The 3810-nt window shown below is 23.3% G+C and carries 3 protein-coding genes; 2 read left to right on the forward strand and 1 reads right to left on the reverse strand.

Translation table 11 applies throughout. From position 1 onward, the window contains the following. Positions 1 to 203 precede the first annotated feature (203 nt). Both MBCUR_RS01465 and MBCUR_RS01470 read left to right on the forward strand, forming a co-directional pair. A complete protein-coding gene (locus tag MBCUR_RS01465; RefSeq protein ID WP_067089337.1) occupies positions 204 to 1139 on the forward strand; it encodes a (Fe-S)-binding protein in 936 nt (311 codons plus the stop codon). Between the two features lie 33 nt (positions 1140 to 1172). After that, on the forward strand, positions 1173 to 2393 hold the full coding sequence (locus tag MBCUR_RS01470; RefSeq protein ID WP_067089340.1) for an LUD domain-containing protein: 1221 nt from the start codon (positions 1173 to 1175) through the stop codon (positions 2391 to 2393). A 320-nt stretch (positions 2394 to 2713) separates the two neighbouring features. Here MBCUR_RS01470 and MBCUR_RS01475 read toward each other — a convergent pair whose 3' ends face one another. Next, positions 2714 to 3421: a zinc ribbon domain-containing protein gene (locus MBCUR_RS01475; protein ID WP_067089342.1), complete on the reverse strand. Its 708-nt coding sequence runs from the start codon at positions 3419 to 3421 to the stop codon at positions 2714 to 2716. Between the last annotated feature and the right edge of the window lie 389 nt (positions 3422 to 3810).

Consider the following 3810-nt stretch of genomic DNA (forward strand, 5'->3'; position numbering starts at 1 on the left):
ATTCTTCTTTTATTTATTTTTTTTATTATTATTAATTAAATTGCAAACTATTATTAATAGTAAAAAACATATTATTTTATGTTATATTACTAAATTTTTTATCAATTATTATCATTCTTTTTTATATATAATGAATTACTTGTTAATTTGTATTAGATTATTAAATGTTAATATTTTATTTCTTAGATTATTGGTGATATTAAATGCTGTATTTTAGAGGATGTAGTGCACGTATTAAGTTAAATGAAATAGCTGATTCAACAGAGAAACTTTTAAGATTATTTAATATAAAATTTGATTTATTAGACAATGAAAAATGTTGTGGTTCAGTTTTACTAAGAACTGGCTTAGAAAATGAATCAAAAGAATTAATTAAAGAAAATATTTCTACTTTTAAGGGTAAAACAATTTTAGTTTCATGTGCTGGTTGCTATAATACTTTAAAACATGATTATAAAAGATTATTTAATCTAGATATTGAAGTTATACATGTTTCTCAATTTTTTAATAACTTATTAAATGAAATTCTTTTTGAATCTAAGATAAATAATAAGCTAAATTGCAATGAATTTAGTTTTAATAACAAGTCTAATATAAATTATAATATAAATTCTAATATAAATTCTAATATAAATTTTTATATTGATCCTAATTTTTTTTCTATTCTTAGCTCTAACCTTAAAGAAAGTAAGTTAGAAATATTTAAGAAAGATAATTCAAATAAATTAGATATTTTTAAATATAATCCAGATTTTAAAACTGTTACTTACCATGATCCATGTCATTTAGGTCGTCATAGTGGTATATATGATGCTCCAAGAGAGTTAATAAAAAAATTTGCAAATATTAAAGAAATGGCTTCAAATAAAGAGAATGCATTATGTTGTGGTGCTGGTGGTGGAGTTAAGTCAGGATATGATGACTTGTCAAATAAAATGGCTTCAAACAGAATTAAAGAAGCTGAAGATACTGGCGTTGATACTATTGTAACTGGATGTCCTTTTTGTAAATTAAATTTAAAAGAAAATTCTAATTTAAATGTCTTAGATTTATCTGAGTTTGTTTATAGAAATATCACTCAGTTTTATGATGATTTTTTAATAAAACAAGAATATAATAATAAAAATAATATAAAATAAAATTTTTAAAATAAAATATTAAATGGAATGAATATGGAAAGTTTAAATTTAGAATCAATGAAAAATTCATTTAAAACCGTTGTTGACAAACGTGAAAAAATCTTAAAAGAACCTAAAACTTTAGAACTTGAAAAAAAGGTTCAGAAGATTAGAAAAAAATCTATTAAGTACAATGATAAATTGATTGAAATGGCTAAAGAGTCTTTTACTAGAAATGGAATAGATTTTTTTTATGCTGATGACGATGATAAAGCAATAGATATTTTAGATGAGATACTTTCAAATCTTGATTGGGATAAGTTAATAGCTAAATCTAAGTCAAACACTCTTCGTGAAATTGGCTTTAATGAATATTTCACCAAAAAAGGTTTTGACATAGTGGATACTGATTTAGGTGATAGAATTCTTCAATTAAAAGAAGTTGATAATCTTCCATCTCATCCAACTGGACCTGCATGTCATTTAAATCGATATGATATTGCAGATATTGTAAATAATTCATTAAATACTAATATTTCAGCTGAACCTAGTGAAATAATGGAGTGTGTAAAAGAAGATGTTTTTAACAGGCTTTCTAATGCTAAAATTGGTGTAAGTGGAGCAAATTCAATAGCTGCTGAAGATGGTTCCATTATTTTAATTCATAATGAAGGAAATATTTCTCTTGTTTCTATGATGAATTTACATATTGTTGTAGCTGGAATTGATAAATTAGTTGAAACAATTGAAGATGGACTAGCTATTTCCAAGTTAGAAACAATTTATGCAACTGGTAGTCTTTTAACTTCTTATATCAACATTATTTCAGGACCTTCTAAAACAGCAGACATTGAAAAAAAATTATTGAAGAATATGTATGGTCCAGAAAGAGTTGTTTTAATTTTAGTTGATAATGGAAGAAAAAAAATAATGGAATCTATTCCAAGCTCTTTAGAATGTATTGGTTGTGGTAGTTGTATCCTTACTTGTCCAGTTTATGGATCCATTGGAAATGAATTTGGATACAAAAATTATCTTGGGGGAAGAGGGGTTGCAATGGCTAATTACATTGAAAATTCTAAAATAAGCTTTGATTGTGGGTTGTTTAAGTGTACATTATGCAAACAGTGTACAGTTAGTTGTCCTTTAGATATTCCTACCTTTGATTTAATTGAAAAAACACGAAAAACAGCTCAAAAGGAGAATCATTCTCCAAAAAATCAGAAAAAGATATTGGAGAACATAAAAAATAATGGTTCTCCATATAATCTTTAAATTTTATTTTTTTAATAATTAAAGGTCTGTGCAACAATTTGAAAATAATTTTCTAAATTTAATTAATTTAAAATTAAATTTATAAAGCTATAGTAAATATTATAAAAATAAATATAAATACTTAATAACATCCCATTTTAACTAGTTAATGTATTTACTAATTATAATTATTTTTAAATGTTTATTTTTTATAACAGCATGTATTAATAATTTACATATGTTTTAACATATTTTAATTAAATATCTGTTTTTACAAAAATAATCATTACACAGCTATTAAATTAAATAATAAATTAGTATAATAACTTTTTATTGCTAAATTAATAGTATGTTGAAGGATAAGTAGTACTCATGCCTGCAATTATAATTATTGCTACTAATATTATGGAAATAACTATTATAATGGCTATAATAATGCCAATTAAGATTTTTTCATTATTTGTGAAATTTCTATGTATTGGAAGGTTTGGCTGTTTTAGTCTCCAATATTCGTTTATTGACTCTTGGATATTTATTATCACCCAAAAATGCATTCCTGTTAAAATCCAAATTACAAGATTAATGCCTGAAGAGTATGTTTCTAAGCCTTTACTTGAAATTGCATTTCTCCATTTATCTATAAGGTCATAAAATACGACCCAATTTGCAATTGGGATAAATAGAAGAATTGTCATTAAACCTGGACTGTGGTCTTCATTAAACTCTTGTTTTAACATTTTAGAGTTTTTATAATACCAATAAAATCTGTATAGTCCACCTGTTAAAATCATGAGTAAAAGTAATCTACGTATAGGTAGTACATTTGAGTATTGTTGGCTATTCACAGGATAATTTCTTTCTGGAGTGGTGTAACTTCTTTCTTTGGACACATAAGCTTCATTTTGTGGAATATTTTCTTGGACATTATCTTGTTCTGTATTTTGTGATTCCGGGATTTGACTTAATTGTTTCCCACAGTAGGGACAGATGCTTACATCTGCAGGTATTTTTTTCCCACAATAAATACAGAATTTAGTTTCTTGAATCATTTTTTCACCTATTGAAAAATAATATGATTTTTTACTTATTTTAAGCAATTTTATTTTAGTTTTATTAAAAAAGCATAATAATTAATTTTTTATTATTATTTTTAATATCTATTTTTTTTTTTAAAAATTTTAGACATTATTTAATAAATTTATATTTAAATATATTTAACTTTTTCTAATTTTAATTATTTTAAAAGCTCTTTTTCAACTATAAATTCTTCTTTTTGGATTAAATTTGTTTAATATATTTTTTTTATTTATTGGCTTTTCTAATTTATTATTTATATAATTTAAATGGGAAAATCATATTTATTTTTTTTATTTAATTGAGTTTTAAATAAAATTTATTTTTTAGAAAGAATTATATATTTTATTGAATAAAGTAGTAT

The organism is Methanobrevibacter curvatus (assembly GCF_001639295.1).
GTDB lineage: Archaea > Methanobacteriota > Methanobacteria > Methanobacteriales > Methanobacteriaceae > Methanoflexus > Methanoflexus curvatus.